This window comes from Luteibacter sp. OK325, assembly GCF_003050935.1.
Taxonomy (GTDB): Bacteria; Pseudomonadota; Gammaproteobacteria; order Xanthomonadales; family Rhodanobacteraceae; genus Luteibacter.
In genome coordinates this window covers 654,067-679,416 of record NZ_QAOX01000001.1, presented here as the reverse complement: position 1 = coordinate 679,416, position 25,350 = coordinate 654,067, and the positions used below count along the sequence as shown (strand labels likewise).

The following is a 25,350-nucleotide window of genomic DNA, read 5'->3' as shown; positions in this document are numbered from 1 at the left end:
GCCTTTCATCTCGACGACGTCGTTACAGCCCGTGGCGCAGGGCAATCGTCTGCCAGCGCTCGGTGGTTTCCACTTCGCGGTACTCGTATCCGGGAAGTTTCTGGAAATCGGAGGGGCGGCCCGAGAGAGTAGGTACCCAGTCCTTCTCACTGGGCGCTGACGGGTACGACGACCATGGACGCAGCAGGAAGTGGTTCGGATTGGGCGCCATTCGCTGGTGGCGCGATGCATCGAACTTCGCGTTGATCGCCCCCGCGTGCACATGAAGGCGCCAGGTTTCCCCGCCGTCGTACATGGAGTGGATGCGATCGGCCGACCACTTCCATTGCTGGTTGAGGGTGTTTGCCGCGCAGGCAGTCGTGGTCATGCTTCCATCGCCTGGAGCCGTTGTGAGGCAGGCACCGTCCGCGCGATTACGATAGGTACTGTCGGCCTCCAGGCTCCATTGTTGCGACCGATCGCCTTTGTCGCACGCGGCAAGCTCCACCATGCCGTTATCGGCCTGAAGGCATTCGCCAAGTCCCGCGAGGCTCTGGATGAGGATGGTCGGACTGCGCGTGAGATAGGGTGACGAGAGGTCGATCTTCGAGACTACCCAGGGCTGCGCGTCGCCATCCTGGGTGCCAGCCTCGTTGACGTCCTGTTCCCACGGCAGGCCCTTCTCGTCGAGACTGAAGGGGTCGATCGAGGCGCGGTCCGGGAACACACGAGGGCCCCGGTCAGGATCATCGCGGACGCCTGACCAGGTGAAACGCCGGTTCTCTACCGTGCCTCGCGACGCGATCAGAATGGTCTGTTCGTAGTCTCCATCGACCCTCCATTCGGAGGCGGTAGCGAGCGACGCTTCACGCATCATGGGGGTCATCTTTCGTGTCGACAATTTCTCCGCGCCAAAGTAATCGGGATTGCCGCTGATATCGTTCGCGAGAGGGAACGTCCATGTGCTTGCAAGACCCCACCGGTACGTCTGCGCTTTGGCGCTGACCGAGTAGTCCTCGACGTTCATCTCGACGGCGGAGCGCTCGCTGGTTTCAGATGCGAAGGCCAACGAAAATGGGACCTTCCCCTGGTAGAAGATGCCGTCCTTATTGAGCCCGCGCGCGTACTCGGGTGTGATCGACGCCGTCAATGTGCTCTTGCTCGTGATGTCCTCGGTGATCTTGCGGTTGGTCGCACCGCTGGTCTTCGGTATGGCCTGCAGCAGCTGCGCGGCCGGAGCATCTCCCTGCCATTGCAGGACCGTCGTGGCGCGGTAAGCGTTCGGAGCAAAGAGATAGAAGCCCTCGCCAACGCGCTCGAAGTAAGGGGTGCTGTTTTCGTCATCACGATGCTTGAGCACCCCATTTGTATGGGGGATCACATGGACGGCGGCTTCCACGGCGATCACCTTGTAGTCGTGGCTTGCCGTGGTGTCGCGCATGACACGGATCGTCTGGGATGCGGACCGGCCGTTGCTTGCGATTGTCTGGTCGTCGACCCGAAGAAAGGCGCGATCTCCGTGGATCTCGTCGTTCAACGGCCCGTCGGACCTCAGGGCTTCGAAATGGGGCGCCTCCGAAGGAAGCATGGCGGCGAGGACCGTGTCCGACGCCTTTTGCCAGGCCGCCGCGGCGTCCGGGTTATGGAAATCCGCGGTGATCGAGGTGACGTCCAGACCATCGGGTGTCTGTCGGTAGATGGCGACGCGGCCTATCGGCTCGAAGCCGAAGGTCGCCAGTTCGTGGCGTGCCTCGCCCGCGAAACTGGTGACCAGGATCGCGGCGCCCTGATCGAACAACCTCCGCACCTCGGCCCGCAGCGCACCGTCACTGAGCGACGCGCTGGCAACCCATGCGGCAAGTGGGACCCCTTGGCCCGCGGATTCAGTGGGGGATGTGTCCCGCAACCGGACGGGAGTGATCCACCCGGTTGGATTGCCTCCGGTGGCGGTGAGGGTGGCCGGGATATCGGCCACGGCAAGAACAGCCGGAGCCAGGGAGTGGGTGCGTGATGTGCCACCGGCGCGTGTATCTGCCTGTGCCGCGTCGGCGAATGCAGGTACGAGCGTCGCGAAGCACGCCGGTAGGACGATCGAAAGGTATCGACGTTTCATTGCGCCAAATCCTTGGCAGTAGGAGGAAGAAGACATCTTGTCCGGACGCACCCGAAGTCTGATGTAGGTCGAGTCCGACGAAGTGCGTGGGCCTTCGTGCAGGCCCTACGCTCGGCTACACTCGTTGCCACCTTCGTCGATGGCGCATGGAATGTCCCAGTTCTCCTTGTTGGCTAAGCGACGCTTCGCGCCCTTTTTCTGGACGCAGGCACTCGGCGCGTTCAACGACAACGCATTCCGCAACGCGATGGTCATGCTCGTGGCGTTCCAGATGGCCTTGCCCGACGCACAGGTCTCGCTCTACACGAACCTCGCGCCGGCATTGTTCATCCTTCCGTATTTCCTTTTCTCCGCGACAGCCGGGCAGATTGCGGAGAAGTTCGAGAAGACCCGCCTCATCCGTTTCGTTAAGCTGTTCGAAATCGCGGCCATGTCTGTCGCCGCGATCGGATTCTTCACCCACCACATTTCGCTGCTGCTCGTGGTGCTGTTCCTGATGGGCATGCACTCGACGATGTTCGGTCCGATCAAGTACTCGATCCTGCCGCAGGCGCTCGAGCGCGGTGAGCTGGTCGGCGGCAATGCGCTGGTCGAGACGGGCACGCAGCTGGCGATGTTGATCGGCATGATCGTCGGCAACTCCCTGATGCTGATCGCCGGCTACGGTACGCTGGCGGCTTCGTTGGCCACGATCGCGATCGCCGTCACGGGCTATCTCGTGAGCCGTTCCATTCCGGCTGCGCCGGCCACGGCGCCCGACCTGAAGTTCAACTGGAATCCGCTGAGCGAAACCTGGCGCGTCCTCAAGCTCACCCATCAGGACCGCGCCATCTTCAACGCGGTGCTGGGTATTTCCTGGTTCTGGTTCTTCGGCACGGTGATGATCGCGCAGCTGCCGAACTACACACGCCACGTGCTCGGTGGTGACGGCTCGGTCAATACGCTTGCGCTTACGCTGTTCTCGATCGGGACCGGCGTGGGCTCGCTGCTTTGCGAGAGGCTTTCCGGAAAGCGTGTGGAAATCGGCCTCGTGCCGATGGGTGCCTTCGGGCTGACCGTGTTCGCGGTCGACCTGTTCTTCGCTCATCCAGCGGTGATCGCGGGGGCATCGTTGAACTGGACATCCTTCCTGGCGGTGCCCGGTGCGTGGCGCGTTGCGCTGGACCTCGCCATGATCGGCGCGTTCGCGGGTTTCTACGTGGTGCCGCTGTTCGCCTTCGTGCAGAGTCGGGCGCCCCGCGAGCGCCTGTCGCGCATTATTGCCGGCAACAATATCGTCAATGCGCTGCTGATCTGCGCCGCGTCCGCGTTCGGCATCGGCCTGACGATGCTCGGTCTCAGCGTGCCGACCATCTTCCTTATCACCGGCCTGATCAACATCGCCGTCGCGATATACATCTTCACCCTGGTGCCCGAGTTCATGATGCGGTTCATCACCTGGGTACTCGTGCACACGCTTTACCGCGTGCGCGTGGACGGGTTGAAGAACGTGCCGGACGAAGGCGCCGCGCTGGTGGTATGCAACCATGTGAGCTTCATGGATCCGCTGATCCTCATGGCCAGCGTGCGTCGGCCCATGCGCTTCGTCATGTACTACAAGATCTTCAACATCCCGGTGCTGAATTTCGTGTTTCGTACGGCGAAGGCGATTCCGATCGCCGGGCGCAACGAAGACGAGGCGCAACTGGCCCGCGCGTTCGAGCTGATCGACGAGGCACTCGCGGCAGGCGAAGTAGTCTGCATCTTCCCGGAGGGCGGCCTGACCAAGGACGGCGGCATCGCGACCTTCCGCCCCGGCGTCGACCAGATCCTTGCACGTCGCCCGGTGCCCGTGGTGCCGCTGGCGCTCAGGGGGATGTGGGGCAGCATCTTCAGCCGGCGCGACAGCGCGCTGCACCGGTCGCGCCTGCCGCGCCGGTTCTGGTCGAAGATCGAACTGGTGGGCGGCGCGCCGTTATCGGCGATCGAGGCAAATGCGGCGGTGCTGGAATCCCGGGTGGGTGAGCTTCGCGGCGACAAGGCCTGAGTCAGGCGACCCACGCGGCGAGCACGATCACCGCGACAACGGCAAGCCACACAACAAGCACGCGGCGGATTACGCGTCGCGCATCTTCGAGTTCCGCCACCGGATCGCTGACGTCCTGGACGTAGCCGTCGCCGGCCTCGACATCGGCATCCACGCCGGCACGGGCCACGGCGCCGAGGAAATCCGGGTCCAGGCGCGAACGCGGGCTGCCCGAGGTGTGATGCCACTGCTTCCAGGCGCCGATGACAGCATCGAAGTCCGAGACCAGGGCCATGGCGAACACCATCAGGTGGGCGGGAATCCAGTCCAGCGCATCGGCGACGCGCTGCGCGGCCGTGCGCGTGGCGCTGTCCAGTGCAAGCGATGCATCCCGGCCGAGGATTTGTGCGAGCCGATAGCCGAGGCCGCCAGCGGGGCCGAGCAGCAGGAACCACAGCAGCACGCCGAAGCGGCGGCGCAGGGCGCCGTAGAACGCCGCTCCGACCAGCGCCGGCGCGAACCAGGTCAGCGCATTCTCGTCATGACGCAGGGCTGCCATGGCCTCATCACGACGCAAGGTGTCGGGCGCGCGAAGAATGGCATCGATATCGGTTTCGATTTCACGCGGGCCGAGGGCATAGACCAGCACGGCGATCGAGAAGACCAGCCATGCGAGGTCGAAGAAGGGCAGTGAGGCAAGAATGCTGGCGATGATCGCCGCGGCGATCACCGGCACCAGCAGGATGACGGCGACGCGCCCGGGCCCGGAGGTATCGCCCAGGCGATTCACCCAACTGCGGAACCAGCGATCGTCACGCCAGCGCGCGAGCTGCGGCACGCTCCAGACGATAACGAGGGCGATAAGTACGGCGAGGAGACGTAGAGCCATGGCAAGCGTGATCCGCTGGTCGATGGCCCGATTGTAGGGGATCAGCCGCGGGGCGGCGCACTCGCGATGAGTTCGTCGAGACTGACACCGCGCAGGCCAAGCCAATGCTCGATCAGGCGGTAGGACACCGACAGCGGCGGCGGCACGCCAAGCGTCCCTGTGGCCACGCCGGTCACGATATCGTCGACGGAGAACCAGCGCGCGTCTTCGAGTTCGTCGTCGCGCAGGTGGATCTCGCGCGTTCTGGCCGTGGCGGTAAAACCGACCATCAGCGATGCGGGAAGCGGCCAGGGCTGCGACGAATGGTAGGTCGCGTGGAGCACTTCGACGCCGGATTCTTCGCGCACTTCACGCCTTACGGCGTCTTCCAGCGACTCGCCCGGCTCGAGGAAACCCGCCAGGGTGGAATAGCGACCGGCGGGCCATCCCCGCTGCCGCCCGAGCAGGCAACGGTCGCCGTCTTCGACGATCACGATGATCGCGGCATCGGTGCGCGGAAAGTGCAGGTGCGCGCCATCCGGATTCGTACACTGCACGCGATGGCCCGCGGCGACGACGAGCGTGGGCGCGCCGCACTGGCTGCAGAACCGGGTCTGCCGCTGCCAGTGGGTGATGCCCTTGGCGAAGGCGAATAGTCCCGCATCGAAGGCGGCGAAGACCAGGCCTGCTTCGCGCAGCGAAACACGGCGCGCGCTGGTCAACGTCGTGAAGATTTCCGCCTGCGCTTCGTCGACGACGAGCGTGAACCACGCGACATGACCGGCGAGCCCGAGGAAGGTGGCGGGGATATCGCCGAAGCGCTCGCCGCGCATATTCGGGGACATCCATTGCGGTGCGTCGTCGTCGCTACATGCGAAGGCCTGGCCGTCACTGTCGAGGACGAGGAAGCGACTGCTCGGGTCGCGCTCGAGCTCTTCGAGCCAGAGGCGGTCGTCACGACGTTCGGCCATGCGGTCGATGTCGATGCCCGCGAAGACGTTCTCGCGGGCGCGCACCGCCACGGCCCTGTCGCGCTCCTGCTCGACCGTCACGCCGCGCAACCACTCATGCGCTGAACGACGAGCCGCAGCCGCAGGTCGTCTTTGCATTCGGATTGCGGATGACGAACTGGGAGCCGCTGAACGACTCCGCGTAGTCGATCTCGGCACCCGTAAGGTATTGCAGCGAAAGCGGATCGACGACGAGCGTAACGCCTTCACGCGAAACGGCGAGGTCGTCCTCAGCCTGGTCCTCGTCGAAGGTGAAGCCGTACTGGAAGCCCGAGCACCCGCCGCCGCTAATGTAAACGCGCAGCTTGAGGCCGGGATTGCCTTCTTCCTCGATCAGCTGGTGCACCTTGCGGGCAGCGGCCTCGGTGAAGATCAGTGGCGCACCAGCGGACCGGTAGTCCGGGGACGGCGCCATGGGGAAGGGGTTGTTCATGCCACCCATAATGGCGCCGTTCGGCGGCAGGTCAAGCCTCGGCGGGAACCGGGGCCGCTTCGATGGCCGCCTGGGCCAGCTGCCGGACCGTGGCCGGGGCGCGGTGGATCATCTTGCCGTTGACCTGGGCGCCCGCCGCCATTTCCAGGACCTGATACTGAACGTCGCCGTCGATCCGGGCCAGTGGGGCGAGTTCCAGGCGTTCGGATACGTCGATATTGCCGGTGACGCCACCGTTGATCACCGCGTGAGGCACCTCGATGCGACCGATGACGCGGCCGGTCTCACTGATCGTGAGTACGCCGTCGCCACTGGTATCGGCATGCACCGAGCCCTCCACCACGCCGTCCAGATGCAGCGTGCCGCTGAACTGCACATCGCCGCGGATGGTGAGGCCGCGGGCAATCAGGCTGGTGGCGGCAGCGCCGACGGAGGGGGCCTGGTTCTTCCGGTTACTGCTGAACATCGTTGACCTCGTCGTTTCGGGTGGCGTCTGCCCAGGGGATCGTACTGGTGACGGGCTCGTCGCCGTCGGCGCTGGCGACAATGCGCAGGCGCGTCGGCTTGAACCCGGCGGGTAGGGTGAAGCTCCCCTGGATCTGCTGGAAGTACTTGAATGAGAAAGGTAGCCCCGGCGAAGGTGCGGCCTGGCCGAGGGCCGGTCCCTCCAGCGTCGCGACCTTGCTGCCCTGGATGCCTTCAACGGCCAGGGTAAGGCTGCCCTTGAGCACCTCGCCCCGCCTTGCGTTCTGGGTGAGCGTGATTACAACGTTCCAGGCATTGGGCGAGCCCTTCACCGGCTCGGTGCGCGCGCCCTGGACCTTCAGGCCGTCGCGTTGGCCGTTGCCACCGACCAGGCGCGAGTAGAACGCGAGGTCGGTGCGCAGGCCGCTGATCTCTTCGTCGCGCTCGGCCAGGTTTCGCGTCAGTTCTTTTGCGGCAATCCCGGCAACCTGGCCGGCTCGCTGGAGGTTGGCAACCTGCTGGCGCAACTCCTCGTTTTCCGCGCCAAGGGCGCGAGCGTCACCGCGGTTCGCGACGGCGGCGGGGCCGTGCCCGACCAGCATCCAGACGATCAGCCCGACGATGATCAGGCTGGCCGACCAGGCACCAAGCAGCAACCAGCGCTTGCGGGCCTCGCGAGTCGCATCGGCGAGGGTGCGCACGACGAACCGTGGCGGATGCCGGGAAGTCATGGACGATTCCGTGGAGAAGGCGTGAAGACCGGATGGTATCGAAATCCTGTGGGAGCCGCTTCAGCGGCGAAGGAATCTCGCGACCGCCTCACAAAAAAGGTTCTTCGTGAATTACCGCCGTGCGTCCGCTTCCAGACCGGGCATTCCTTGGCACCTCGCACCTCGCGCATGGCTCGCCTTCGACGTCGCGGCCTCGGCTGTGCCATCGCTCTCTACACTTGGGCGTCTCGCGGGGGAGACCTTGGTGCCCACCCTCGCTGCTCAGACAGTCCTCCGCGCTCGGTGCGGAAGGCCGCTCACGCGGCCCATGTACCTATCTGGCCTGCGGCCGCTCACTTGTGCGGAACTCGCCTCGAGGGTGGACACCAAGGTCTCTCACGACGATACGGTTGAGTGGAAGGAGAGCCGTTGCGTGGTCCCGTCGTCGGCCCCGGCCGCTTCCGGAACACCGGGGCGATGCGGAAGCGGTTGCTAGCACCCGGTTGCCCAACACCTTCCTCGCGCCCGTGCTGACATGCCGGCCGACGATGCTGCTGCGCGCTTTGGCTCGACCCACGCGAACCTCAGGGCTCGGGAGAGCCTTCGGTGCCCACCCTCGAGGCGAGTTCCGCACAAGTGAGCGGCCGCAGGCCACATAAGACATGGGCCGCGAAGCGGTCTTCCGAACCGAGCGCGGAGGACTGTCTGAGCAGCGAGGGTGGGCACCGAAGGCTCTGCGCTGCTACGTCACCGAACGCAGCGACGTCCCCGGAATTCCGCGATGAACCAAAAAGAAAGCCGCCTCGCGGCGGCTTTTCCGGATTGGAGGCAGACACGATTCAGTCCGACAGCTTTCCGACCTTACTCAGCATGTAACGCTCCGGACCGATATCCGAAATCAGGCTGAACTGCGTCTCGAGCCAGTCGATGTGCTCTTCTTCCTGGCCAAGGATGAACTTGAACAGGTCGCGGCTGACAAAATCATGGATGCCTTCGCTATAGGCGATCGCCTCGCGCAGATCCTTGGTTGCGATCATCTCGAGGTCGAGGTCTCCCTGGAGGGCTTCGACCACGTTCTCGCCGATGCGCAGCTTGCCCAGGTGCTGGAGGTTCGGCAGGCCGTCGAGGAAGAGGATCCGCTCGATGAGCTTGTCCGCATGCTTCATCTCCTCGATCGACTCTTCGTACTCGTGCTTGGCGAGTTCGTTGTAGCCCCAGTCCTTGAACATCCTGTAATGCAGGAAGTACTGGTTGATCGCAGCGAGCTCGTTGTAGAGCACCTTGTTGAGGAATTCGATGACTTTTGCGTCGCCCTTCATGAGGGGTCTCCCTGACTGTTCAAGGCACGACTATACGTCGCCGCAAAAGGCCATGACGAAACGAGAATGAAGACGGTTCGCGTCCGCGAATGCGGCACGCAAGCGCTCAGGCGGGGCGGGGCTCAGGCCGGGCTGGGCAGGAACGTCAGCACCGAGCGGGTCTGCTCGACCGCGTCGCGCAGGCACTGGCGGGCTTCCGGTTCACAGGCGCCGCAGCAATCCGAACAGCCCGTACGGGCCTGGAGCTGGGCGAACGACTCCACACCCTCGGCCGCGGCGCGGCGGATGGCGTGATCGGTGACGGCATTGCACATGCAGATGTACATGGGTGCGCATTCGAATACGAATGCGAACGATTGTCAACTACGCAGATGTGAAGACGGGCGAGATGTTAAGACGGAACTATTCGCCGCCCCGGGCCAGGCGCAGGGCCTCGGCTTCCTGCGGGCAGGTGCCCACCGTGACCGAGCAGGTGACTTCCACCGTGGGCGCGAACTGACGCAGGGCCCGTTCGTAGACCTGCCGCTTGAAGTTCACGACATGGTTGGCCGGGTACCAGAAGTCCACCCAGCGCCAGAGGTCGAACTCGGGCTTGTCGCAGGCGTCGAGCTTCAGGGCGTCCTCGCTGCCGGTCAGGCGCAGCAGGAACCAGACCTGCTTCTGGCCGATGCAGGTGGGCCGCTGGTGATGGCGGACAAAGCGGCTGGGCAGCCGGTATTTCAACCAGCCGCGCGTCTCCGCAAGCACTTCCACGTGATGCGCGTGCAAGCCGGTCTCTTCCTCCAGCTCACGGTACATCGCCTCCAGTGGTGTTTCGTCGCTGCGCATGCCTCCCTGGGGAAACTGCCAGCCGTCACGATTGACCCGGCGCGCCCAGAACAGGCGGCCGTCCCCGTTGAGGAGGACGATCCCCACATTCGGTCGATAGCCATCAGCGTCGATCATCCGCCCTCCGCGAACTTGTCGCGCGCCAGCCGGCGGTGGCCGGATACACGCTATGCGCCCGATTCAACCACACCGCGAGAAGCCTGTACAAGGCGCTACTTGAACGGAAAGCCCACCCCGATTAAACTGCCCGGCCTTCGCGAGCCCGTCTCGCGGACGACCAGGTTCCACGGCTAGGTAGCTCAGCTGGTCAGAGCGCGGCACTCATAATGCTGAGGTCGGCGGTTCGAGCCCGCCTCTAGCCACCAGAAGAAAAAGAAGGCCGCGCCCCATGGGTGCGGCCTTTTTCTTGCGCCTCATTCGGGTCACGCCGACCGAAGGGTGTCAGGCTCGGGTGTTTCCTCCACGCGCGGCGGATTGTCCAGAACTGCGCGGGCCAGCTCGATGACGTTATGCACGCGCAGCTTGGTCATCAGGTTGGCCCGATGTAGCTCGACGGTCTTCGGACTGATGTTGAGCTCGCTGGCGATGACCTTGTTGAGCTTGCCGTTCATGATCCCGTCCAGAACCTGGGACTCGCGGCGTGTAAGCCCGACATCGGGTCGAAGTGAGGTCAGCGAGCTTGCCGCCGGCTCGTCCCCAGCCGGCTCGTCATGGGACAAGGGCATGAGGAAGACGGCTTCGAAGCCGGTGGACTGTACGTCGATCGCCTGGCGCGTCATCCGGAATCGCCGGGCCGGTGCGTCCCTGTCGCGGAAGATCACCTCGCCGGCGTCGCCGCTCGGCTCCAGATGGCTGTCGATCCACGCCGGTCCGGCTCGTCCGCGGCCTATGCCGAATTCGCCGAGGAACGCCCCGTTGACCATGACCACCCGCCCGCTGTCTCGCCGCCAGACCGCGCAGGGCCAGGGCAGGGCGGCGAACACTTCCTCACACAGTGCGCCTACGGGCGCACTGTCGGGCGAACCACGTCCAAGGCCCATGAAGCCTCCCGGTTGATGTGGCTTGCAGAGCCCCCCGGCTCCGCGCTTGTAGTTACCAACGTAACGGTTATCCCATGAAAGCGCCGGAGATCACGGGCGTCATCAGTAAAAGTGCGAACCCCGTCGTGAAGAGGCTTTTGACGGAAATCGTTTACGTAACTGTCCGTTACAATAAGCGGTCACTCCTTCGATCCGGTTCCCATGCGCATCTTCAAGACATTCAACATCGAGGCGGCCCACCGTCTGCCGAATGTGCCCGAGGGGCACAAGTGCGCGCGGCTGCACGGGCATTCGTTCCGCGTGGAGCTGCACGTGGAAGGGCCGACCGACCCCGTATTCGGCTGGGTGATGGACTTCGGCGACCTCAAGGCGCGTTTCCAGCCCCTCTACGATCGTCTCGATCACCATTACCTCAACGACATCGAAGGCCTGGACAACCCGACCAGCGAGAACCTGGCCCGGTGGATCTTCGAGCGCCTTCGCGTCGATGTGCCCGGCCTGGCCAGGGTCGTGGTACATGAAACCTGCACGTCGGGAGCAGAGTTTTCCGCCGACATGGCGTAATCGCGGATTGATACAAAAGGCAAAAGCTGCCTGCGCAGGAATTCGCGGTTGCCGCGTTGCAGCAGACGGGTCTACACTCCGGCACCTCCCCGTTCCCCAACGGTTGCCCCGATGTCCCACGCAAGCGGTTATGCCGATTTCGCCCGTTTCGTCGAGCAGGCCACTGCTGCGCAGGCGTTGGCCTGGCGCGGCATGGAGCGGGTTGCCGATTTGCACCTCCAGGCCATGGAGGGCCACGCCCGCGCGGCAAGCGGTCTGATGGCGGACGCCATGACGGCGACGGATGCGAACGCATTGCGCACGCTGATGGCCCGTGGTGGCGATCTGCAACGTGAAAGCGTGGAGCGCGCGGCATCCGCCGCGGGCGACATATTCGATGTGGCCGTGGAAACGGCTACATCCCTCGGCGCACTGGCAGGTCAGCCCGCCCGGGCCTGACCTACCGCGGCTCCCTCGCCAACGACGCGACGGATGTCGCGCCGGCGGGTGGTTATGGCCTTTCTTCGCTTGTCCCGTTGTTTACGGCACTGGTATACTTTTCCAGATTAAACCGTGGCCCGTTGAACCATCTGGTGCCGCCTTCGAGCGAAACCACGGGAGCCTCGCGTTGCTCAACAGTCTTGCAGCCGGTCGTCATCTCGCCATGCGCGTCGTTTTCGCGCAGTTGATGGTGGCCGTCATTGCCGGACTGGCATTTCTCCTGCAGGGGCGTCCGGCCGGTCTGGCTGCCTTCGCGGGTGCCCTGATCGTCGCTATCGCCACCGCGCTGCTCGCTGCGCGGGCGTTCAGTGCGCTGGGAGGTGCAGGGGCAACGTTCGTCCGCTTTCTCGTGGGCATGATCCTTCGCTGGATCGTACTCATCGGTGGACTGGCGCTCATTCTGGTTCAGTGGAAGCTGCCACCCTTGCCCGCGCTAGCGGGCCTGGTGGCGGCCTTCGCGGTCAATGTATTTGCATTCAGATTCAAGGGTTGAGGCATGGCGAGCGAACCGCAAGGCGGTCTGACCGAATACATCCAGCACCACCTGGGCCACCTGACGGTGAATTTCAGCACCGATCATGGCGCGTTCTGGAACCTGCGCATCGACTCCCTCGTGGTGTCGTTCGTGCTCGGTGCTGCGTTCTGCCTGTGGTTCTGGCTGTACGCCCGCAAGGCGACTTCCGGCGTGCCGTCGAAGGGCCAGGCCCTGGTCGAGCTGGCGATTGAATTCGTCGACACCCAGGTGAAGGACACCTTCCACGGCGACCGCCGCACGGTCACGCCGCTGGCGCTGTCCATCTTCATGTGGGTGTTCTTCATGAACGCGATGGATCTGCTCCCGGTGGATCTCGCCGGTTGGCTGGTGCACACCTTCGCCGGTGCCGAGGTCGCGGAACACACGCATTTCCGCGCCGTGCCCACGGCCGACATCAACACCACCGTCGGCCTCTCGCTCGCCGTGATCCTCATCGTGATCGGCCATGGCATCAAGGCCAAGGGCGGCTTCGGTTACGGCAAGGAAATGCTGACCGCGCCGTTCCATGCCGAGAGCCTGTGGGCCAAGGCCATCCTGCTTATTCCCAACCTGCTTCTCAACGTCGTCGAAACACTGTCGAAGCCCGTGTCGCTCGCCATGCGACTGTTCGGCAACATGTACGGTGGCGAATTGGTGTTCATGCTGATCGCCGGCCTGATGGTGAGCTGGATCGGCTTCGTGCCTGGCGTCGTGTTCAACACGGCGTGGGCGATCTTCCACATCCTGATCATCGCCCTCCAGGCGTTCATCTTCATGATGCTGACGATCGTCTACATCGCCACGGCGCGGGAACACCACTAACTCACCGCACCGACGTTAAACCAGTCCATTCTGTTTCGTTTCACACCACCCTTTCGACTCTAAGAAATCCCAGGAGAACACCATGGAACTCGCCTCGCTCTTCGCCCACGTCCAGGGCATGACCGCTATCGCCATCGGCGTGATCATCGGCCTCGGCGCACTCGGCGCCTGTCTCGGTATCGCCATCATGGGCTCGAAGTTCCTCGAGTCGGCCGCCCGTCAGCCTGAGCTGGTTCCGCTGCTCCAGGGTCGTATGTTCCTGCTCGCCGGCCTGATCGACGCGGCGTTCATCATCGGCCTGGCGATCGCCCTGCTGCTCGCTTTCTCGAACCCGCTGATCAACGTCCTGCGCACCGCTTCCGGCGGCTAAGCAAGCGTTTGTCTTTGTCGCCGTGGCCGCAACGCCACGGCGACCGTCAGTACCCCAGCGTTCGGAGTCTTTGGAGAGATCATGGAAATTAACATGACCTTCCTGGGCCAGATGATCTCTTTTGCGATCCTGGTCTGGTTCACCACCAAGTTCATCTGGCCCCAGCTCAACGGTGCCATTGAAGAACGCCAGAAGAAGGTGGCCGAAGGGCTCGCCGCGGCCGAGCGTGCTCGTGCCGAGCTGAAGGATGCCGACGCCAAGGTCGCTGTCGAGATCAAGCAGGCTCGCCTCCAGGCGACCGAGATCATCGACAAGGCCCAGCAGCAGGCCAACCAGCTTCTCGAGAAGGCTCGCGCCGAAGCCACCGGTGAGATCAACCGTCTGAAGGCGCAGGCCCAGGACGAGATCGCCTCGATGGCCCAGCGTGCCCGTGAACAGCTTCGCGAACAGGTCGGCGCCCTCGCCGTGCGTGGCGCGGAGAAGATCGTGCAGCGTGAAATCGATCCGGCGGCCCACAGGGCGCTGCTCGACCAACTCGCCGCCGAGATCTGATCATGGCCCAGGCGCTCACCCTCGCCCGTCCCTACGCACGCGCCGCTTTTGAAGTGGCGCATGCGTCGGGTTCGCTCGCCGACTGGTCCCATGCGCTGAACTTCGCGGCCGTGGTCGCGGCGGATCCGCGCGTCGCGGGCCTGTACAGCGATCCGCGCGTGCTGCCGGCCCAGTTGGTGGCTTTGCATCTGCCCGAAGGCGTCGCCACCGATGCGCCTTTCGCCAACTTCCTCGGGGAGCTGGCCGAGAACGGTCGCATGGTGCTCTTGCCGGAAATCGCGGCGCTCTACGACGACTACAAGCGTGAGTCGGAGCAGACGCTCAAGGTCAAGATCACGAGCGCGCTCGATCTCGATACCGCGCAGGCAGACCTGCTGCGAGCATCGCTGAAACGTCGCTTCAAGCGCGAGATCGAACTGGATACGCACGTCGATCCGGCGTTGCTCGGTGGTGTCGTCATCGACACCGGCGAGCAGGTCATCGACGGTTCCGCGCGCGGCCGCCTGCAGCGGCTGGCCAGCGCGCTGACGCACTGATACGAATTAAGGAACGCACCCATGTCCAGCACCACACTGAATCCGTCCGAGATCAGCGAGCTGATCAAGACCCGCATCGAGCAGTTCAAGCTCGGCGCCGAGGCACGCAACGAAGGCACGATCATCAGCGTGTCCGACGGCATCGTGCGCATCCACGGCCTGGCCGATGTGATGCAGGGCGAAATGATCGAACTGCCGAACAACACGTTCGCCCTCGCGCTGAACCTCGAGCGCGACTCGGTCGGCGCCGTGGTGCTCGGTGAATACCAGCACCTGCGCGAAGGCGATGCCGCCAAGACCACCGGCCGCATCCTTGAAGTGCCGGTTGGCCCGGGCCTGCTCGGCCGCGTCGTCGACGCGCTGGGCAACCCGATCGACGGCAAGGGTCCGATCGACGCCGTGGGCACCAGCCCGGTCGAGAAGGTCGCGCCGGGCGTCATCTGGCGCCAGTCGGTCGACCAGCCGATGCAGACGGGCTACAAGTCCATCGATTCGATGATCCCGATCGGCCGTGGCCAGCGCGAGCTGATCATCGGCGACCGCCAGACGGGCAAGACCGCCGTCGCGATCGACGCGATCATCAACCAGAAGCACTCGGGCATTAAGTGCATCTACGTGGCCATCGGCCAGAAGCGCAGCTCGATCGCCAACGTCGTGCGCAAGCTCGAAGAGAACGGCGCGCTGGCCAACACCATCGTGGTCGTCGCTTCGGCCTCCGAAGCCGCCGCCCTGCAGTACGTCGCGCCGTATTCCGGCTGCGCCATGGGCGAGTACTTCCGTGACATCGGCGAAGACGCGCTCATCGTGTACGACGACCTCTCCAAGCAGGCCGTCGCTTACCGCCAGATCTCGCTGCTGCTCAAGCGTCCGCCGGGCCGCGAAGCCTATCCGGGCGACGTCTTCTATCTCCACTCCCGTCTGCTCGAGCGCGCTTCGCGCGTCAGCGCCGAGTACGTCGAGAAGATGACCGACGGCAAAGTGAAGGGCAAGACGGGTTCGCTCACCGCGCTGCCGATCATCGAGACCCAGGCGGGCGACGTTTCGGCGTTCGTTCCGACCAACGTCATCTCGATCACCGACGGCCAGATCTTCCTCGAGACCGACCTGTTCAACGCCGGTATCCGTCCGCCCGTGAACGCCGGTATCTCGGTGTCGCGCGTCGGTGGTGCTGCGCAGACCAAGATCATCAAGAAGCTCAGCGGTGGCGTGAAGCTCGCCCTCGCCCAGTACCGCGAGCTGGCTGCGTTCGCGCAGTTCGCCTCGGACCTCGATGCCGCCACGCGGGCCCAGCTGGACCGTGGCCAGCGCGTGACCGAACTGATGAAGCAGCCGCAGTACTCGCCGCTGTCGATCGCCGAACTCGGCGTGTCCGTGTTCGCCGCTGAGAAGGGCTACCTCGACGACCTGCCGATCAACAAGGTGCTGCCGTTCGAGAAGGGCTTGCACGCCTTCTTCCGCCAGAACCACGCCGACCTGATGACGAAGATCGACGAGACCGGTGACTGGGACAAGGACATCGAGGCGACCTTCAAGTCGGCCACGGACGAGTTCAAGAAGACCGGTAGCTGGTAACAAGCGAGACACGCGGGGCGGGCGACATCGCCCGCCCCGTGGAACACCTGGCGCCACCCTTTACAGACGAGTAAGCCATGGCAAGCGGCCGCGAAATCAAAACCAAGATCAAGAGCACGCAGAACATGCGCAAGGTGACGCGTGCGCTCGAAATGGTCTCGGCGTCGAAGATCCGCAAGGCGCAGGACCTGATGAAGGCATCGCGTCCCTATGCGCGCCTGATGCGCAAGGTGATCGCTCACGTCGCCCAGGCCAGCACGGACTTCGTGCACCCGTTCCTCACCGAGCGCGAGAACGTCGCGCGCGTCGGCTTCATCGTGGTGTCGACGGACCGCGGCCTCGCCGGCGGACTCAACTCCAACCTGTTCCGTCGCACGCTCACCTCCATCCGCGAGTGGCAGGGCAAGGGCGCCGAGATCGACGTCGTTGCCGTCGGCCAGAAGGCCGTCAGTTTCTTCCGCCGCATCAAGGGCGTGAACCTGATCGGCACGGCGACGCACCTGGGTGAGAAGCCGAAGCTCGAAGACCTCATCGGCGTGATCAAGGTGGTCCTCGACGCGTACTCCGATAACAAGCTCGACCGCGTGTTCCTGGTCTACAACGACTTCGTGAACACCATCGTGCAGAAGCCCACCATCGAGGCGTTGTTGCCGGTGTCGCTGGTCGCGCAGGAACTCGAGAACGCCGAGGGCAAGGCATCCGAAGGCGTGAAGGTCGAGCAGACCCACGACTGGGATTACATCTACGAACCCGACGCGCGCACGGTGCTCGAGCACCTGATGACGCGGTACATCGAGTCCGTCGTGTACCAGGCTGCGCTGGAGAACCTCGCCAGCGAGCACGCGGCACGCATGGTTGCCATGAAGGCCGCCTCGGACAACGCGAACAAGGTCATCGGCGAACTGACGCTGGTCTACAACAAGGCACGTCAGGCGGCGATCACCCAGGAAATCTCGGAAATCGTCGGCGGCGCCGCCGCGGTCTGACCGAAACCCCAAAGCGATGGCGACGCAGCATGCGGCGCCGAAACAGAACCTTACGAAGATTCATCCGGAGCATTCCATGAGCCAGGGCAAAGTTGTTCAGATCATCGGCGCGGTCGTCGACGTCGAATTCGCGCGCGACCAGGTGCCGGAGATTTACGACGCACTGAAGGTCGACGGCACCGAGATCACCCTCGAAGTGCAGCAGCAGCTCGGTGACGGCATCGTGCGCACCATCGCGCTCGGTTCCACCGACGGCCTGCGCCGCAACCTGATCGCCCGCAACACCGGCGAAGGCATCAAGGTGCCGGTCGGCACGGCCACGCTCGGCCGCATCATGGATGTGCTCGGTCGCCCGATCGACGAAGCCGGCCCGATCGGGGAGACCGAACAGTGGGTCATCCACCGCGAAGCCCCGGCTTACGACGAACAGGCAGCCGGCAACGAACTGCTTGAAACCGGCATCAAGGTCATCGACCTGATGTGCCCGTTCGCCAAGGGCGGCAAGGTCGGCCTGTTCGGCGGCGCCGGCGTCGGCAAGACCGTCAACATGATGGAGCTCATCAATAACATCGCCAAGGCACACGCGGGTCTGTCCGTGTTCGCCGGCGTGGGTGAGCGTACGCGTGAAGGCAACGACTTCTATCACGAGATGAAGGACTCCAACGTCCTCGACAAGGTCGCGATGGTTTACGGCCAGATGAACGAGCCGCCGGGTAACCGCCTGCGCGTCGCGCTGACCGGCCTGACCATGGCCGAGTACTTCCGTGACGAGAAGGACGAGACCGGTAAGGGCAAGGACGTCCTGCTCTTCGTCGACAACATCTACCGTTACACGCTGGCCGGTACCGAAGTGTCCGCGCTGCTCGGCCGTATGCCGTCGGCCGTGGGTTACCAGCCGACGCTGGCCGAAGAGATGGGCGTGCTCCAGGAGCGCATCACCTCGACCAAGACGGGCTCGATCACCTCGATCCAGGCCGTCTACGTCCCCGCGGATGACCTTACCGATCCGTCGCCGGCAACCACGTTTGCGCATCTCGACGCAACGGTCACGCTGAGCCGCGACATCGCCTCGCTGGGTATCTACCCGGCCGTCGATCCGCTCGCTTCCAGCAGCCGTCAGCTCGACGCCGCGGTGATTGGCCAGGAGCACTACGACATCGCCCGTCGCGTGCAGGGCACCCTGCAGCGCTACAAGGAACTGAAGGACATCATCGCCATCCTCGGCATGGACGAGCTGTCCCCGGAAGACAAGGCTTCGGTATCGCGCGCCCGCAAGATCGAGCGCTTCTTCTCGCAGCCGTTCCACGTGGCTGAAGTCTTCACCGGCTCGCCGGGCAAGTACGTCGCCCTGAAGGACACGATCCGCGGCTTCAAGATGATCCTCGACGGCGAGCTCGACTATCTGCCGGAGCAGGCCTTCTACATGGTCGGCGGCATCGACGAAGCCATCAAGAAGGGCGAGGAAATGGGTGCGAAGAAGGCCGCGTAAGCGCCTTCTTTCCCCACTCCTTACCTAGGAAGAAAAAGTCCATGACCCACACCATTCGCGTCGACATCGTCAGCGCCGAAGCTGAGATCTACTCCGGTGAAGCCACGCTCGTGGTCGCCACCGGTGAACTCGGCGAACTGGGCATCGCGCCGCGTCACGCGCCGCTGATCACCCGCCTCAAGCCGGGCCACGTGGACGTGGTCGGTGCCAACGGCGAGCGCCAGCAGTTCTACGTCTCTGGCGGCATCCTCGAGGTGCAGCCGCAGGTCGTGACGATCCTCGCCGATACGGCCGCCCGCGCGGCCGACCTCGACGAGGCCGCCGCGCTGAAGGCGAAGGACGAAGCCGAAGCCGCGCTGGCCAATCGTGGCGAGACGCTGGATGTCGCCGAAGCCCAGGCCAAGCTGGCCGAGGCCCTGGCCCAGCTCCAGGCCCTCGAGCGCATGCGCAAGACCCTCAAGCACTGACAGCAACCCCCTGTATCCCTGTAGGAGCCGATTCATCGGCGATGCTCTTCAAATGAAACCGGCGCCCACTGCGCCGGTTTTCTTTTATTCATCGCGGAATTGCGGGCGTCGCGGCGCAGAGCCTTCGGTGACGTAGCGGCGCAGAGCCTTCGGTGCCCACCCTCGCTGCTCAGACAGTCCTCCGCGTTTCGTACCGGAAAGGCCGCTGCGCGGCCCGTGTTCTTATTGGCCTACGGCCGCTCCACTTGTGCGGAACTCGCCTCGAGGGTGGGCACCGAAGGCTCTCCCGGACCCTGAGGTTCGCGTGGGTCGAGCCAAAGCGCGTGGCAGCATCGTCCGCAGGCACGCAGGCAAAGGCGCGGGGGAACGTGATCGGCACGCGTACCAGCCATCGCTTTCGCATGGGCCAGGAGTTCCGCGAGCGGCCGGGGCCGACGACGGCACCACGCCACGGCTCTCCTCCCACCCAACCGTATCGTCGTGAGAGACCTTGGTGTCCACCCTCGAGGCGAGTTCCGCACAAGTGAGCGGCCGTAGGTCAGATAGACACATGGGCCGCGTGAGCGGCCTTCCGATCCGAACGCGGAGGACTGTCTGAGCAGCGAGGGTGGGCACCAAGGTCTCCCCCGCGAGACGCCCAAGTGTAGCGAGCGACGGCGAAGCCGAGCCCGCAAGGCCGAAGGCGAGCCATGGGCGAGGTGCGAGGTGCGAGGTGCCAAAGAATGCCTGGTCTGGAAGCCGTCGGCCTTCATGTGCCTGTGATCCTGAACACGCCACACTGCCCCGGTCGTCCCCCGGTACCCCCGCCCATGCACATCCGTTACCGCCGCAGCCTCTGGATCATCGGCGTCGTCGCCGTCGTGCTGATCGTCGCGCGGATCGTCCTCCCGTACGTGGTCCTCAACTACCTCAACGGCCGCCTGGCGAAGATGGGCAACTACTCGGGCCACATCGTCGACATTGATATCCACCTTTGGCGCGGCGCGTATACGATCAACCGCCTGTCCGTTACCAAGACCGACGGCAAGCTTCCCGTGCCGCTGTTCGACACGGCACGCGCGGAGATCTCACTGAGCTACACCGCACTGGTCAAAGGGCGGCTCCGCGGCAAGATCGACTTTTTCGACCCCGTGGTTAACTTCGTGGACGGCAAGGGCGAGGGCGACACGCAGACCGGCAAGGGCGTCGATTGGCGCACGCCTTTGAAGGCGCTCGTCCCGACACGTCTGGAAGAGGTCAATGTCTACAATGGCACCGTGACCTTCCACAACTTCGTCTCAAGCCCGAAGGTTGACCTCAAGATGACCGAGGTCAACGGCACTGCCACCAACCTGACCAACGTGCAGCGCGTCGGCGGGTCTCGCGTGGCCCATATGCACGCCACGGCCAAAGTGCTCGGCGACGCACCGCTGGAGACGACCGCGGAGTTCGACCCGCTCGAGCGCCTGGGTGACTTCCACTACGAGCTGAGCATCCGCAACATCAAGCTGGTCAAGGCGAACGATCTCGCGCGGGCCTACTCCGGCCTCGACTTCGCCGGCGGTGAAGGCGACTTCGTCATGGAGCTGCAAGCGAAGGATCGCAAGCTCAACGGCTATGCCAAGCCGCTTTTCCACGGCTTGCAGATATTCAGCTGGAAACAGGACGCCGAGCAGGATCACAAGGGGCCGGTCAAGCTGGCGTACGAAGCCCTGGCCGAAGGCGTCACCAAGGTCTTCAAGAACCAGTCGAAAGACCAGTTCGCGACGCGCGTGGCCATTTCCGGCACCATCGGCGACAAGAACATGTCCGCTTCGGACGCGATCATCGGCATTCTGCACAATGCGTTTGTCGAGGCCTATAAGCCCAATCTCGAACACCTCACCCATCGGCCGGACAACAAGTAGCCGACTTGGCAGGGGAGAAAAAACGCGCGACAGTGCGGCCCTGTCCTTCTCGCCAGGCAAGACCCCCATGACCGCTACGCCCCTTCATGTCCTGATTCTCGCCGCGGGTGAAGGCAAGCGGATGAAGTCCGCGTCAGCCAAGGTGCTCATGCCTCTGGCCGGTCGGCCATTGCTCTCCCACGTGATCGATGCGGCGCGTTCGCTCGAGCCCACGGGCGTGCACGTCGTCTATGGTCACCATGGTGAACAGGTCCGCGCGGCATACGCTGCGGATGCCTCGCTGGGCTGGATCGAGCAGCGTGAACGCCTGGGCACGGGTCACGCGGTGCGCACCGCGCTCGAAGCCCTGCAGGCCGCCGGCAAGCTGGAGGGACGCGTGCTGATCCTCTACGGCGACGTGCCCCTGATCCGTGGGGAAACCCTGGCCGCGCTTGCGCGCGCCGGCGAAGGTCTTGCCATGCTGGCCACGCGGCTTGCGGATCCACGGGGCTACGGGCGTGTCGTCCTCGATGCGGCAGGCAACGTGCGCCACATCGTTGAAGAGAAGGATGCGAGCGCCGCACAGCGCGCCATTGACCTGGTCAACACGGGCATCGTCGGCGGTGATGCCGCGCGCCTGTTGGCATGGACGCAGCGCCTCGGTAACAGCAACGCACAAGGCGAGTATTACCTGACAGACGTATTCGAAATGGCCGCGACCGAGCGCGCGCCCGCGGCATGCGTGGATTGCGATCCGGTGGAGGCATCCGGTGCGAACGATCCCTGGCAGTTGGCCGGGCTGGAAGCGCTCTATCGCGAGCGCATGGCGCGCGAACTCGCACTCGCCGGTGTGCGTCTCGCCGATCCGGCAAGGCTCGACGTGCGCGGCAAGGTCACCGCGGGGCGCGACGTCGAGATCGACGTCAACGTGATCCTCGAGGGCGAAGTGTCGCTGGGCGACGAGGTGCGCATCGGACCCTTCACGCGCATCCGCAACGCGACCCTCGCGGCGGGGACCATCGTGCTCGCGCATTGCGATCTCGATGGCGTCGTGACGCATGGGCCCTGCACGATCGGTCCGTTCGCCCGTTTGCGTCCGGGAACGGACCTCGCGGCCGGTGTGCACATCGGTAACTTCGTGGAGACGAAGAACGCGGTGATCGCCGAAGGGTCGAAGGCCAACCACCTGAGTTATCTGGGCGACACAGTGATCGGCAGCAAGGTGAACATCGGCGCAGGCACCATCACCTGCAACTACGACGGCGTGAACAAGAGTCGCACCACCATCGGCGACCGAGTATTCGTCGGCTCGAACAGCTCGCTGGTCGCACCCGTGACCCTGCACGAGGGGGCCACGATTGGCGCGGGTTCGGTGATCACCAGGGACGCGCCGGCGGATACGCTGACCATTTCACGGGCCCGGCAGACGGCTATCGAAGGCTGGCAGCGGCCGACGAAGAAACCTTGATTAGAGCCGCCTGATACGAGCAGCAGATCAGGCGCGATAGCGCCAGCCGTCGATTTCGACGAGTAACTCGGCTCGGCAAATGTCGCCGTGGACCAGAAGCAGTGGCGCATCCGGAAGATGTCTGGCGGCGAAGGCGCGAACCACGGCCTCGTCGTGCGGATGCCGCACGTAGATCTTCAGCGGCGCGAGGTGATCGAACCCGGAGGGTAGGCCGCCGGCTTCGAGCAGGGTATCGAGGTTGCGCAAGGTCTCGCCCAACTGCGCCGCGATGTCGCCGGCATGCGCTGACGCATGGCCGACGACCGCCGCCGTACCGGAAATCGCCAGCACGTCGTCGGCCGGGAGCAGCGTCGCGCGGGCGAAGCTCGGCGGGGTGCGGCCGTACTGGCGCGGATAACGCCAGGCGCTGACCTGACGCGGATTCTCTACCTTCGTCCCCGGCCGGTCGGTGGCAAGCAGGTACACCTGCAGCAGGCCCGGTTCCGCGTGATGGCCGATCGCCGTGGCTGCGGGGAAGCCCTGGGCGAAGACGTCACCCATGCCACGGATGCGGCCGGTGCAGAAGTGCTTGTAGCGTTCGTCGTCACCCGTGCCCTCGTTGATGGCCGCAAGGTAGTTCCAGATGCGCTGCACATGGCGCTCATTGCTTGCCGCCAGGAGACGCGACAGCAGGCCGTAGGCATAGTCCGCCGCTGCTTCGGTACCGCCGTGGTCATCTTCCCTGCACTCGACAGCGGCGAACAGCCAGCCGCCCCCCCGTGACCACCGAAGGTCGCCGTCGCGCCCGCTGGCTACCTCGGCGCCGACCTCCCACACCTCGGCCAGGCCCTGGCCCAGTGGTTCAAGCGCCACGCGCAGCCAGCGAGGATCATCGTGATGGACGGCGTCTCGGCCGAATCCAAAGGCGGCGAGGGTTTGCGGCGATAGCGCCGCGGACGTGGCCTGGTAGCTCACCAACGGAGCGGGAGGGGCGGTAAGCGGCGAGCGCTCGCGCATTTCACTGCCTGGGGGCATCGGGCATTCCGGTAGTCGTCGAAGCCATCATATCGTTCCGTTGTCAGCGCGGCGTGTGGGTGAGGATGGCTTCCGGACGCTGAACGGACCCACGGGTCCGGCGAGGCCCCTGTGTTAAAGTCCATGGTCGCTGCCATCCGGGGGGAGGCAGGTATATCGAGACCTGGAAAGACCACATGGCAACGCAAACCGAAGCACAGAAAGAACTGGCAGAACTGATTGTCACGAGCCTCAACCTCGAGTCGGTGAAGCCGGCCGACATCGATCCCGAGGCGCCCCTTTTCGGCGGCGACCTCGGCCTGGACTCGATCGACGCCCTCGAAATCGCGCTTGCCGTGTCCAAGCGTTACGGCTTCCAGCTGAAGTCCGACAACCCGGACAATCGCACTATCTTCACAAACCTTCGGTCGCTCTCCGAGCACGTCGAACAGCATCGCGCCGCGGCCTGACGGTCGTTCAGGTCGTACTCGCCCCCGCCGTGTTCTGCTGCGCGCAGATCCCGGGGCGACGACCGACGCGTCGCCGTTCCTCCCAAGGCCCGGAGCCAGCCGTTGACCGACACCGCCAACATCGCGCCCTACGTCCGCCCGCTGCATTTCGATGCCGCGCACCCCAGCTTTGCCGGTCACTTTCCGGGGCAGCCCATCGTCGCCGGCGTGCTCCTGATCGAGCAGGCCGCGGAAGCGCTGCGTGAGTGGTGCGGCCTGGGCGTGCGCCAGGTCGTCGACGCGAAGTTTCTCGCACCCCTGCTGCCCGGCGAAGACGCCGAGCTGGAGCTCCTCGCCCTGGCCGACGCGCGCTATCGCTTTACCGTTCGTCGCGGCGCCGACACCCTTCTGCGCGGCACCCTGGAAGCGGAAGCATGAGCCACTGGAAGCAGCGCGAAGGCGGCGGGCATTTCGCCATCTGGGTGATCCGGACGATCGCCATGCGGCTCGGGCGCGACGTCGCACGCATCCTGCTTTATCCCATCGCGTTTTATTTTTTCCTGCGTCGCGCCGACGAGCGTGACGCCTCGCGCCGTTACCTTGCGCGCGTCCTGCATCGACCGATCACATCCCGGGATGTCTTCCATCACATCCACATGTTCGCGGCGACGTTGCTCGATCGCATGTTCTTCCTCGCCCATGGCGAGCGCGACTTCGTCGTCGATGTCGAAGGCCTGGCCATCCTCGACCGCTATCTCGATGCGCGCCAGGGTGTGCTGCTGATCGGCTCTCACCAGGGCAGCTTCGAGGCGCTTCGGGCTCTCAGCGGCCGCCGTCCCGACGTGCCGCTGCGCGTGGTGCTGGACAAACAGAAGACCCCCGCGCTCACGGCCATGCTCGAGGCGCTTGCGCCGGACGTTGGCGCCGCGGTGATCGACGCGGCACTCGGTGGCACTTCGGTCGCCCTGGCGATGGCCGAAAGCGCGCAACGAGGCGGCATGGTGGCCTTGCTCGCCGATCGTGGCCACCAGAACGAGACCACACGCATGGTTCCGTTCCTCGGTACGCCGGCGCCCTTTCCTGCCGGGCCATGGTTGCTGGCTTCTGCGCTGAAGATTCCCGTCGTGCTGTGCATGGGTATCTATCTCGGCGGCAATCGCTACAAGCTGATTTTCGAAGCGTTCTCCGACGGCATCGACATTCCGCGGGCCAATCGCAAGCCTGAACTTGACGCCGTGATCGGACGCTTCGCCGTGCGTGTTGAGCACTATGCGCGCGTCTATCCCTTCAACTGGTTCAATTTCTACGACTTCTGGCAAGAAACCGGCGCTGCTGACGAACCTGCCGGCGCTGCTGCCGCTCACGTGTCCGGCCACTCAGAGGTCTGAGCCCGATGACGCGAAAGCGTTGGCGACACAGACGACCCCGCCTTCCATTTCTGCCTCTCGATCCT

At 64.5% G+C, this 25,350-nt stretch carries 28 protein-coding genes and 1 tRNA gene; 18 read left to right on the top strand and 11 right to left on the bottom strand.

Annotation, left to right across the window (positions count from 1 at the left end):
• Positions 1-22 precede the first annotated feature (22 nt).
• Positions 23-2,092, bottom strand: coding sequence for an RICIN domain-containing protein (locus tag C8J98_RS02985; RefSeq protein ID WP_158272578.1), 2,070 nt, complete (start codon positions 2,090-2,092; stop codon positions 23-25).
• Between the two features lie 151 nt (positions 2,093-2,243).
• Here C8J98_RS02985 and C8J98_RS02980 point away from each other — a divergent pair, with 151 nt between their 5' ends.
• A complete protein-coding gene (locus C8J98_RS02980) occupies positions 2,244-4,118 on the top strand; it encodes an MFS transporter (protein ID WP_107910729.1) in 1,875 nt (624 codons plus the stop codon).
• A gap of 1 nt (position 4,119) precedes the next feature.
• Here C8J98_RS02980 and C8J98_RS02975 read toward each other — a convergent pair whose 3' ends face one another.
• From C8J98_RS02975 to C8J98_RS02940, 8 genes are all read right to left on the bottom strand, one after another.
• Complete coding sequence (locus tag C8J98_RS02975) at positions 4,120-4,986, bottom strand: beta-lactamase induction protein (protein WP_107910727.1); 867 nt, start codon at positions 4,984-4,986, stop codon at positions 4,120-4,122.
• 41 nt (positions 4,987-5,027) lie between these two features.
• Positions 5,028-6,017: an NAD(+) diphosphatase gene (gene nudC / locus C8J98_RS02970; RefSeq protein ID WP_233260080.1), complete on the bottom strand. Its 990-nt coding sequence runs from the start codon at positions 6,015-6,017 to the stop codon at positions 5,028-5,030.
• 13 nt (positions 6,018-6,030) lie between these two features.
• Positions 6,031-6,408, bottom strand: a complete 378-nt coding sequence (erpA, locus tag C8J98_RS02965) for an iron-sulfur cluster insertion protein ErpA (protein ID WP_078023462.1) — start codon at positions 6,406-6,408, stop codon at positions 6,031-6,033.
• A gap of 31 nt (positions 6,409-6,439) precedes the next feature.
• Complete coding sequence (locus tag C8J98_RS02960) at positions 6,440-6,874, bottom strand: polymer-forming cytoskeletal protein (protein WP_107910723.1); 435 nt, start codon at positions 6,872-6,874, stop codon at positions 6,440-6,442.
• On the bottom strand, positions 6,861-7,604 hold the full coding sequence (locus C8J98_RS02955) for a DUF6776 family protein (protein WP_107910721.1): 744 nt from the start codon (positions 7,602-7,604) through the stop codon (positions 6,861-6,863). The genes C8J98_RS02960 and C8J98_RS02955 overlap by 14 nt, the downstream gene beginning before the upstream one ends.
• An 818-nt stretch (positions 7,605-8,422) precedes the next feature.
• Positions 8,423-8,902 (bottom strand): bacterioferritin, encoded by a 480-nt coding sequence (gene bfr, locus C8J98_RS02950; protein ID WP_046966945.1) that lies wholly within the window; start codon positions 8,900-8,902, stop codon positions 8,423-8,425.
• A gap of 122 nt (positions 8,903-9,024) precedes the next feature.
• On the bottom strand, positions 9,025-9,228 hold the full coding sequence (locus C8J98_RS02945) for a (2Fe-2S)-binding protein (protein WP_107910719.1): 204 nt from the start codon (positions 9,226-9,228) through the stop codon (positions 9,025-9,027).
• A 76-nt stretch (positions 9,229-9,304) separates the two neighbouring features.
• On the bottom strand, positions 9,305-9,847 hold the full coding sequence (locus C8J98_RS02940; protein ID WP_107910717.1) for an RNA pyrophosphohydrolase: 543 nt from the start codon (positions 9,845-9,847) through the stop codon (positions 9,305-9,307).
• Positions 9,848-10,018: 171 nt separating this feature from the next.
• On the opposite strand from C8J98_RS02940, the gene C8J98_RS02935 reads away from it, so the two are divergent.
• Positions 10,019-10,095: transfer RNA gene (locus tag C8J98_RS02935), tRNA-Met, on the top strand.
• 57 nt (positions 10,096-10,152) lie between these two features.
• On the opposite strand, the gene C8J98_RS22515 is transcribed toward C8J98_RS02935, so the two are convergent.
• Positions 10,153-10,770 carry a LuxR C-terminal-related transcriptional regulator gene (locus C8J98_RS22515; protein WP_107910715.1) on the bottom strand — a complete coding sequence of 206 codons (618 nt, stop codon included), beginning with the start codon at positions 10,768-10,770 and terminating at the stop codon, positions 10,153-10,155.
• A 201-nt stretch (positions 10,771-10,971) separates the two neighbouring features.
• On the opposite strand from C8J98_RS22515, the gene queD reads away from it, so the two are divergent.
• From queD to glmU, 13 genes are all read left to right on the top strand, one after another.
• A complete protein-coding gene (queD, locus tag C8J98_RS02925; protein WP_107910713.1) occupies positions 10,972-11,334 on the top strand; it encodes a 6-carboxytetrahydropterin synthase QueD in 363 nt (120 codons plus the stop codon).
• Positions 11,335-11,445: 111 nt separating this feature from the next.
• Positions 11,446-11,772, top strand: coding sequence for a phasin family protein (locus C8J98_RS02920; protein WP_107910711.1), 327 nt, complete (start codon positions 11,446-11,448; stop codon positions 11,770-11,772).
• Positions 11,773-11,941: 169 nt separating this feature from the next.
• Positions 11,942-12,307 (top strand): ATP synthase subunit I, encoded by a 366-nt coding sequence (locus C8J98_RS02915; RefSeq protein ID WP_233260079.1) that lies wholly within the window; start codon positions 11,942-11,944, stop codon positions 12,305-12,307.
• Between the two features lie 3 nt (positions 12,308-12,310).
• A complete protein-coding gene (gene atpB / locus C8J98_RS02910; RefSeq protein WP_107910709.1) occupies positions 12,311-13,150 on the top strand; it encodes a F0F1 ATP synthase subunit A in 840 nt (279 codons plus the stop codon).
• An 82-nt stretch (positions 13,151-13,232) separates the two neighbouring features.
• Positions 13,233-13,520, top strand: coding sequence for a F0F1 ATP synthase subunit C (gene atpE, locus C8J98_RS02905; RefSeq protein ID WP_063571178.1), 288 nt, complete (start codon positions 13,233-13,235; stop codon positions 13,518-13,520).
• A gap of 81 nt (positions 13,521-13,601) precedes the next feature.
• Positions 13,602-14,072 carry a F0F1 ATP synthase subunit B gene (locus tag C8J98_RS02900; protein WP_107910707.1) on the top strand — a complete coding sequence of 157 codons (471 nt, stop codon included), beginning with the start codon at positions 13,602-13,604 and terminating at the stop codon, positions 14,070-14,072.
• 2 nt (positions 14,073-14,074) lie between these two features.
• Positions 14,075-14,608: a F0F1 ATP synthase subunit delta gene (locus C8J98_RS02895; RefSeq protein ID WP_107910705.1), complete on the top strand. Its 534-nt coding sequence runs from the start codon at positions 14,075-14,077 to the stop codon at positions 14,606-14,608.
• A 21-nt stretch (positions 14,609-14,629) separates the two neighbouring features.
• Positions 14,630-16,180 carry a F0F1 ATP synthase subunit alpha gene (gene atpA, locus C8J98_RS02890; RefSeq protein ID WP_107910703.1) on the top strand — a complete coding sequence of 517 codons (1,551 nt, stop codon included), beginning with the start codon at positions 14,630-14,632 and terminating at the stop codon, positions 16,178-16,180.
• 77 nt (positions 16,181-16,257) lie between these two features.
• The gene (atpG, locus tag C8J98_RS02885) at positions 16,258-17,166 is read left to right on the top strand and encodes a F0F1 ATP synthase subunit gamma (protein WP_046966955.1); all 909 of its coding nucleotides are present in this window, start codon (positions 16,258-16,260) and stop codon (positions 17,164-17,166) included.
• 76 nt (positions 17,167-17,242) lie between these two features.
• Positions 17,243-18,655, top strand: a complete 1,413-nt coding sequence (atpD, locus tag C8J98_RS02880) for a F0F1 ATP synthase subunit beta (RefSeq protein WP_107911137.1) — start codon at positions 17,243-17,245, stop codon at positions 18,653-18,655.
• Between the two features lie 41 nt (positions 18,656-18,696).
• Positions 18,697-19,122, top strand: coding sequence for a F0F1 ATP synthase subunit epsilon (locus C8J98_RS02875; protein ID WP_107910701.1), 426 nt, complete (start codon positions 18,697-18,699; stop codon positions 19,120-19,122).
• 809 nt (positions 19,123-19,931) lie between these two features.
• On the top strand, positions 19,932-21,008 hold the full coding sequence (locus C8J98_RS02870; RefSeq protein WP_158272577.1) for a DUF748 domain-containing protein: 1,077 nt from the start codon (positions 19,932-19,934) through the stop codon (positions 21,006-21,008).
• Positions 21,009-21,075: 67 nt separating this feature from the next.
• Complete coding sequence (gene glmU / locus C8J98_RS02865; RefSeq protein ID WP_107910697.1) at positions 21,076-22,455, top strand: bifunctional UDP-N-acetylglucosamine diphosphorylase/glucosamine-1-phosphate N-acetyltransferase GlmU; 1,380 nt, start codon at positions 21,076-21,078, stop codon at positions 22,453-22,455.
• 27 nt (positions 22,456-22,482) lie between these two features.
• On the opposite strand, the gene C8J98_RS02860 is transcribed toward glmU, so the two are convergent.
• On the bottom strand, positions 22,483-23,469 hold the full coding sequence (locus C8J98_RS02860) for a pteridine-dependent deoxygenase (protein WP_107910689.1): 987 nt from the start codon (positions 23,467-23,469) through the stop codon (positions 22,483-22,485).
• A gap of 155 nt (positions 23,470-23,624) precedes the next feature.
• Between C8J98_RS02860 and C8J98_RS02855 the strand changes: the two genes are divergently transcribed.
• From C8J98_RS02855 to C8J98_RS02845, 3 genes are all read left to right on the top strand, one after another.
• The gene (locus C8J98_RS02855; RefSeq protein ID WP_255417712.1) at positions 23,625-23,918 is read left to right on the top strand and encodes a phosphopantetheine-binding protein; all 294 of its coding nucleotides are present in this window, start codon (positions 23,625-23,627) and stop codon (positions 23,916-23,918) included.
• 102 nt (positions 23,919-24,020) lie between these two features.
• Positions 24,021-24,335 (top strand): hydroxymyristoyl-ACP dehydratase, encoded by a 315-nt coding sequence (locus C8J98_RS02850; RefSeq protein ID WP_233260078.1) that lies wholly within the window; start codon positions 24,021-24,023, stop codon positions 24,333-24,335.
• Positions 24,332-25,285 carry an acyltransferase gene (locus C8J98_RS02845; protein WP_107910685.1) on the top strand — a complete coding sequence of 318 codons (954 nt, stop codon included), beginning with the start codon at positions 24,332-24,334 and terminating at the stop codon, positions 25,283-25,285. Before C8J98_RS02850 ends, C8J98_RS02845 begins: the two co-directional genes overlap by 4 nt.
• The last annotated feature ends 65 nt before the right edge of the window (positions 25,286-25,350 follow it).